At 73.2% G+C, this 6,784-nt stretch carries 6 protein-coding genes; 3 read left to right on the plus strand and 3 right to left on the minus strand.

Going from position 1 to position 6,784, the window contains the following annotated elements:
- Window positions 1-132: 132 nt before the first annotated feature.
- Together AB0398_RS31470 and dacB are read right to left on the minus strand one after the other, a co-directional pair.
- Window positions 133-1,272, minus strand: a complete 1,140-nt coding sequence (locus tag AB0398_RS31470; RefSeq protein ID WP_366379064.1) for a zinc-dependent metalloprotease — start codon at window positions 1,270-1,272, stop codon at window positions 133-135.
- Window positions 1,273-1,491: 219 nt separating this feature from the next.
- Window positions 1,492-2,946 carry a D-alanyl-D-alanine carboxypeptidase/D-alanyl-D-alanine-endopeptidase gene (gene dacB, locus AB0398_RS31475; RefSeq protein ID WP_366379065.1) on the minus strand — a complete coding sequence of 485 codons (1,455 nt, stop codon included), beginning with the start codon at window positions 2,944-2,946 and terminating at the stop codon, window positions 1,492-1,494.
- A 102-nt stretch (window positions 2,947-3,048) separates the two neighbouring features.
- On the opposite strand from dacB, the gene AB0398_RS31480 reads away from it, so the two are divergent.
- The gene (locus tag AB0398_RS31480; RefSeq protein ID WP_024758444.1) at window positions 3,049-3,540 is read left to right on the plus strand and encodes an inorganic diphosphatase; all 492 of its coding nucleotides are present in this window, start codon (window positions 3,049-3,051) and stop codon (window positions 3,538-3,540) included.
- Between the two features lie 191 nt (window positions 3,541-3,731).
- On the plus strand, window positions 3,732-5,405 hold the full coding sequence (locus AB0398_RS31485) for a threonine/serine exporter family protein (RefSeq protein ID WP_366379072.1): 1,674 nt from the start codon (window positions 3,732-3,734) through the stop codon (window positions 5,403-5,405).
- A 47-nt stretch (window positions 5,406-5,452) separates the two neighbouring features.
- Here AB0398_RS31485 and AB0398_RS31490 read toward each other — a convergent pair whose 3' ends face one another.
- Window positions 5,453-6,151, minus strand: coding sequence for a VTT domain-containing protein (locus AB0398_RS31490; protein WP_366379066.1), 699 nt, complete (start codon window positions 6,149-6,151; stop codon window positions 5,453-5,455).
- A 151-nt stretch (window positions 6,152-6,302) separates the two neighbouring features.
- Here AB0398_RS31490 and AB0398_RS31495 point away from each other — a divergent pair, with 151 nt between their 5' ends.
- Entirely contained in the window at window positions 6,303-6,671 is a 369-nt protein-coding gene (locus tag AB0398_RS31495; protein ID WP_366379073.1) for a YbjQ family protein, read from the plus strand.
- The last annotated feature ends 113 nt before the right edge of the window (window positions 6,672-6,784 follow it).

Genomic DNA, 6,784 nt, shown 5'->3' on the forward strand with positions numbered 1-6,784 from the left:
AGAGTGCGTCGATGGTGACAGAAACCCGGCCGTTACCCGAGCATTGCACGCCTCACCCCGTGCTCAGGGTCCCTCGGACGGGTGATTGGCGGGGTGTCCGCCGGTGTTCCCGCGCCGTCCGCCCCACCCGTCTCAGGAGTCTGCCCTACGGTGCACCCTCGCGATCCAGTCGGCGGGGGCGGCGATCTCGCTCTTGGTGGGGAGCGTGTTGGGGGAGGTCCAGACGCGGTTGAAGCCGTCCATGCCGACCTGGTCGACGACGGCGCGGACGAAGCGTTCGCCGTCGCGGTACTGGCGGAGCTTGGCGTCGAGGCCGAGGAGCTTGCGGAGGGCGAGGTCGAGGCGGGAGGCGCCGCGGGCGCGGCGGGCCTGGAACTTCTCGCGGATCTCGGCGACGGAGGGGACGACCTCGGGGCCGACGCCGTCCATGACGTAGTCGGCGTGTCCTTCGAGGAGGGACATGACGGCGGTGAGGCGGCCGAGGATCTCGCGCTGCTCGGGGGACTGGACGAGTTCGACGAGGGAGGGGGCGGGTTCGCCCTCCTCTCCTTCGGGGCGTCCGCCGACGAGGGTCTGGGCGGCTTCGCGGAGGCGTTCGACGAAGGTGCCGGGGTCGACGTCGGTGGCGGCGAGGAAGGACTGGATCTCGCCCTGGAGGTGGTCGCGGAGCCAGGGGACGGCGGTGAACTGGGTGCGGTGGGTCTCCTCGTGGAGGCAGACCCAGAGCCGGAAGTCGTGCGGGGAGACTTCGAGTTCGCGCTCGACGTGGACGATGTTGGGGGCGACGAGGAGGAGGCGTCCGCCGCCGTTCGTCCCGGCGGGGAGGTCGCGGCCGGCGGGGGCGAAGGTCTCGTACTGGCCGAGGATGCGGGAGGCGAGGAAGGACAGGAGCATGCCGAGCTCGACGCCGGTGACCTTGCCGCCGACGGCGCCGAGGACGGCGCTGCCGGGGACGGCGGAGCGGCGTTCCTGCATCTTGCCGAGGAGGGGCGTGAGGAGTTCGCGGAAGCCGGCGACGTTGGCCTTGATCCAGCCGGCGCGATCGACGATCAGGACGGGGGTGTCGGGGGGTTCGTGGCCCTCGGGGATCATCCGGGTGTAGGCGCGGACGTGTTCCTCCGAGGCCTTGGCGTGCCTGCGGAGTTCGGCGACGACCGCGCGGGCCTCGTCGCGGCCGACTTCGGGTCCGGGCCGCACGAGGCGGGTCGCGGTCGCGACCGCGAGGTTCCAGTCGACCATCCCGGATGTACCTGCGCCACCGATGCTCGTCATGTGTCAACCGTACGGTCTCGGGGCCCGTTCGGTGTGTGTTCGGTACGGACCCGTCTAGGGCCTGTCCGGCGGATCAGGGTCGGGGAGGTCGCGGCGTCCGGTGCGGTGGCTCGCAAGGCGCCGGAGCGGCTCGATAGCGGAGCTATCGGGGCGTTTCGGCAACGCGGCGAGGTGCCGTGCCGGGCGTCGCGGCCCCGGCCATGATCCGCCGGACAGGCCCTAGGGGCGGTCCTGTCCGGCCAGGGCGGCGGAGAGGCGGTCGAGGGCGGGCTGGGCCCGGTACGGGGAGGGGGTGCGGCCGGCGAGGAAGGCGAAGGCGAGGAGGCGTCCGTCGGGGGTGACGACGGTGCCGGCGAGGGTGTTGACGCCGGTGAGGGTGCCGGTCTTGGCGCGGACGAGTCCGGCTCCGGCGGGGGCGGTGTCGAAGCGGTCGGCGAGGGTGCCGGTGAAGCCGCCGACGGGGAGGCCGGTGAGCACGGGGCGCAGGGCGGGGCGGGCGGGGTCGGCCGCCCGGGTGAGGAGGCCGGTGAGGAGGGCGGCGGAGACGCGGTCGTTCCGGTCGAGGCCGCTGCCGTCGGCGAAGCGGGTTCCGGCGACGGGGAGGCCGAGGGCGGCGAGTTCGGCGCGGACGGCCTTTCCGGCGCCGTCGAAGCTCGCGGGGAGCTTGCGGGCGAGGGCGGTCTGCCGGGCGAGGGCTTCGGCGAGGTCGTTGTCGCTGTGGGTGAGGGTGCGTTCGACGAGGTCGGAGAGGGGGGCGGAGTGGGTGCGGGCGAGGGGCGCGGCCTCGGGCGTGCGGCCGGGGGCGGGGGCGCCGGTGACCGTGACGCCGGCGCGGGCGAGGAGGGCGGCGAAGGCGGTGGCGGTGTCGCGGGCGGGGTCGGCGCTGCGGGGCGCGGGGCCGCTGTGGCCGGTGCCGAGGCGTCCGGCGCGGGTCATGAGGGCGGTGACGGGGGCGATGTTCTCGTTGGGGCCGATGGGGTGGACGCCGGGGCCGGTGTAGAGGCCCGTGTCGTAGGCGAGGCGTACGGAGGTGCGGCCGCGGGCCTTGAGGGCGCGGGCGGTGTCGGCGGCGAGGGCCCCGAGGCGGTTGTCGTCGAGGGTGGGGTCGCCGCCGCCGGTGAGGGTGAGGGTCTTCCCGTCGGGGGCGGCGGTCGTGGTGGTGGCGATGCGGTGGTCGGGGCCGAGGGCGGAGAGGGCGGCCGCAGTGGTGGCGATCTTGACGGTGGAGGCGGGGGTCATGGGGGTGGTGGTGCCCTCGCCGTAGAGCTGCCTCCCGGTGGCGGTGTCGACGACGGAGGCGGTGCGGAGGGGGCCGAGGCCGGGGTCGGCGAGGAGGGGAACGAGGACGGCGGCGAGGCCGGCGGGGCGTCCGGCGGGCCGCTGGTCCGGATTTCCGGCGGCGGGACCGGTGGAGGGGCCCGTGGAGGGTCCGGCGGGGCGCAGGGCGGTGAGGACGCCGGGGGCGCTGGGCGCGGGCGCGGGGCGGTGGGGGGCGGCGGGGGCCGGGGGCGGGGCGTGACGCGTGCCACCCGCCGCGGGGGCGGCGGCGCGGGCCCGCTCGGCCGTACGCTGACCCGAGTCCCACGGGCCGGCCGCGGTCACCGCCGCGACGGCCAGGGCCAGACCGAGGGCGGCGGAGCCCGCCGTGAGCTGCCAGGTCCTCGGCTCGGGCATTGCTGACCAGCCCCTTTCGCGATCACACACGTGCGTGAGGGACACTTAACCACCGCGCTTCGTCGCGAGCATTCACTTGTGTTGATTCAGGAGGAGCCACCCGTGGAGTTCGACGTTCTCATCGAGATCCCCAAGGGATCGCGTAACAAGTACGAGGTCGACCACGAGACCGGTCGTATCCGTCTGGACCGTCGCCTCTTCACGTCGACGGCCTACCCGACCGACTACGGCTACGTGGAGAACACCCTCGGCGAGGACGGCGACCCGCTGGACGCGCTCGTCATCCTCGACGAGCCCACCTTCCCGGGCTGCCTGATCAAGTGCCGCGCCATCGGCATGTTCCGCATGACGGACGAGGCGGGCGGCGACGACAAGCTGCTGTGCGTCCCGGCCACCGACCCGCGCATGGAGCACCTGCGGGACATCCACCACGTGGCGGAGTTCGACCGCCTGGAGATCCAGCACTTCTTCGAGGTCTACAAGGACCTGGAGCCGGGCAAGTCGGTCGAGGGCGCCGACTGGGTCGGCCGCGCCGAGGCCGAGGAAGAGATCGAGAAGTCGTACGCGCGCGCCAAGGAGCAGGGCGGCCACTGAGCCGGTTCCGGCCCCGCCGGTCCTGATCGCGTGAAGGGCGGCGCACCCCTCGGGGTGCGCCGCCCTTCGCGTGTCCGTCGCGACCCCTTCACACGCCCGTCGCACCCGCGGAGTGCGCACGCCCATACTGGAAGCGACGATTCCCCCAGGGAGAGCGAGGCGGCAGAGTGGTGGCGGAGCCGGGCGGCTCGATGGACGTGCGGTACGAAGGGGCCGGGGAGGCTCCGGAGGACCGGAAACCGCAGTCGGACGAGGCACGGAGCGCGTTCGTCCCGCCGGCCGGGGTGGAGCCGCCCGAGCCACCGGAGGAGGAGCACCCGACCTCCGAGTTCGTCCTGCCGTCGGGGCTGCGGACGGAGCCCGAGCCGGAGCCGGAGGGTTCGGCGTTCGCTCCCCCGGCCACGTACTCGGCGAAGAGTTCGCCGCCCGCCTTCACCCCGGCGTACGGGGTGCCGCTGGTGCGCCTGGCGCGGGACGCGCCGTGGCAGGACCGGATGCGGACCATGCTGCGGCTTCCGGTGGGTGAGCGGCCGGTGCCGGAGGCGCCGCGCAAGGAGGACGAGCAGGGGCCGTCGGTGCCGCGCGTCCTCGACCTGACGCTGCGCATCGGCGAGCTGCTGCTCGCGGGCGGGGAGGGCGCGGAGGACGTCGAGGCGGCGATGTTCGCGATCTGCCGTTCGTACGGGCTCGACCGGTGCGAGCCGACGGTGACGTTCACGCTGCTCTCGGTCACGTACCAGCCGTCGCTCGTGGACGACCCGGTGACGGCGAACCGGACGGTGCGCCGCCGGGGCACGGACTACACGCGGCTCGCGGCGGTGTACCAGCTGATCGCGGACATCAGCGCGCCGACGCACGACGAGCAGGCGCACGAGGTGACGCCGGAGGAGGCGTACCGGCGGCTCGCGGAGATCCGGCGGAACCGGCACCCGTATCCGGGCTGGGCGCTGACGACGGCGGCGGGGGTGCTCGCGGGGGCGGCGTCGGTGCTGCTGGGCGGCGGTCCGACGGTGTTCTTCGTGGCGGCGCTGGGCGCGGTGCTCGGGGACCGGCTCGCGTGGCTGTGCGCGGGGCGGGGGCTGCCGGAGTTCTACCAGTTCCTGGTGGCGGCGATGCCCCCGGCGGCGATGGGGGTGCTCCTGACGCTGCTGCACGCGGACCTGCGCCCGTCGGCGGTGATCACCGGTGGCCTGTTCGCGCTGATCCCGGGGCGGGCGCTCGTGGCGGCCGTGCAGGACGGCCTGACCGGCTTCTACATCACGGCCTCGGCGCGGCTCCTGGAGGTCGCGTACTTCTTCGTGGCGATCGTGGTGGGCGTGCTGTCGGTGCTGTACCTGGCGGTGCAGTTCGACGCGCAGCTGAACCCGGAGGGGGTGCTGCGGGCGGTGGAGCGGCCGGTGGTGCAGACCCTGGCGTCGATGGTGCTGTCCGCGACCTTCGCGATCCTGTTGCAGCAGTCGCGGGCGACGGTGCTGTTCGCGACGCTGAACGGCGGGGTGGCGTGGGTGGTGTACGCGTCGATCGCGGTGACCGCGGACGGGTCGGCGGTGATGGCGACGGCCGCGGCGGCGGGGCTCGTGGGGCTCTTCGGGCAGTTGGTCGCCCGGTACCACCACACGTCGTCGCTGCCGTACGTGACGGCGGCGATCGGGCCGCTGCTGCCCGGTTCGGCGACGTACTTCGGGGTGCTCGCGATCGCCCAGCACAATCTGGACCAGGGGTTCGCCTCGCTCGCGAAGGCGGCGGCGCTGGCCCTGGCGATCGCGATCGGCGTGAACCTGGGGAGCGAGCTGGCCCGCCTGTTCATGCGGGCCCCCGGTGCGGCGGCGGGGCGGCGGGCCGCGAAGCGCACCAGGGGCTTCTAGCGTCGTTCTATTCTCCGGAGGTTCCTCCGGGGCGTTCCTCCGGGGTCCTACCGCTTGGCGTGGCGGCCGCGGGAGCCCTGCTGGGGGTCGGGGACGCCGTGGTCGCCCTCGGCGGCGCGGGCCTTCTTGGACTGCGAGCGGGCCCGGAGGTACTCGATGACGATCGGGATCACGGAGATCAGGACGATCGCGATGAGGATCATCTCGATGTGCTCGTGCACGAAGTCGATCTTGCCGAGGGAGGCGCCGAGGAGGGTCACGCCGGCGCCCCACAGCACGCCGCCGATGATGTTGAACGTGATGAACGAGCGGTAGTTCATCCGGCTGACGCCCGCGATGATCGGCGTGAACGTCCGGACGATCGGGACGAAGCGGGCCAGGATGAGGGACTTCGGGCCGTGCTTCTCGAAGAACTCGTGCGCCTTCTCGACGTTCTCCTGCTTGAACAGCTTGGAGTCGGGGCGCTTGAAGAGGGCGGGTCCGACCTTGCGGCCGAAGAGGTAGCCGACCTGGTCGCCGATGATCGCGGCGGCCACGATCAGGGTGCAGACCAGCCAGAGCGGCTGGTCGAGCTTCCCGGTGGTGACGAGCAGACCTGTGGTGAAGAGAAGCGAGTCACCGGGCAGGAAGAACCCGATGAGGAGACCGGACTCGGCGAAGACGATCACCAGGACACCGATCAGACCAAAGGTCTGGATCAGATAGTCCGGGTCCAGCCAGCTCGGTCCGAGGGCAAGCGTGTTCACGGGTTCCGGGCTCCTGCGGTCGGTGGGGGCTTGGGGACGGGCTGCCCCAAGCTATCAACGTGGAGCGGGCGCCCCCGGTTCCACCCGGGTCTCCACGGGATGCGGAAGGGTCCCGCGGGGCAGAAAGTGAGGAATCAGGAGGTGTATGCCGATGGGCATCGAGGAGTACGGGGGCGGCCAGGGGCCGCATCCCGAAGTGCTGGTCGTGACGACGAACGACGTGCCGGGCCACGAGGTCCGGCAGGTGATCGGTGAGGTCTTCGGGCTCACCGTGCGCTCCCGGCATCTGGGCAGCCAGATCGGCGCGGGGCTGAAGTCGATGATCGGCGGGGAGCTGAAGGGTCTGACGAAGACCCTGGTGGAGACCCGCAACCAGGCGATGGAACGCCTGGTGGAGCAGGCGCGGGCGCGCGGCGCGAACGCGGTGCTCGCGTTCCGCTTCGACGTCACGGAGGCGGCCGACCTCGGCACGGAGGTCTGCGCGTACGGCACGGCGGTGGTGATCGCGCCCCGGGCGTGACGGATACGGGTTCCGGAGGCCCGCACGCGGGGGCCCCCGCGTGCGGGCCTCCGGCGGCGTGGGCGGCGAGGGCGGGTGGGCGGTCGTCGTGCCGCGGATCCACGTCCGCGGCA

This window comes from Streptomyces sp. NPDC086147, assembly GCF_040702165.1.
GTDB lineage: Bacteria > Actinomycetota > Actinomycetes > Streptomycetales > Streptomycetaceae > Streptomyces.

What these genes read in the sequence shown, in the direction of transcription:
- AB0398_RS31485 (WP_366379072.1), top strand. Translation starts at nt 3,732, where the DNA reads ATGGACGTGCGGTACGAAGGGGCCGGGGAGGCTCCGGAGGACCGGAAA.
- AB0398_RS31495 (WP_366379073.1), top strand. Translation starts at nt 6,303, where the DNA reads ATGGGCATCGAGGAGTACGGGGGCGGCCAGGGGCCGCATCCCGAAGTG.
- AB0398_RS31470 (WP_366379064.1), bottom strand. Translation starts at nt 1,272, where the DNA reads ATGACGAGCATCGGTGGCGCAGGTACATCCGGGATGGTCGACTGGAAC.
- dacB (WP_366379065.1), bottom strand. Translation starts at nt 2,946, where the DNA reads ATGCCCGAGCCGAGGACCTGGCAGCTCACGGCGGGCTCCGCCGCCCTC.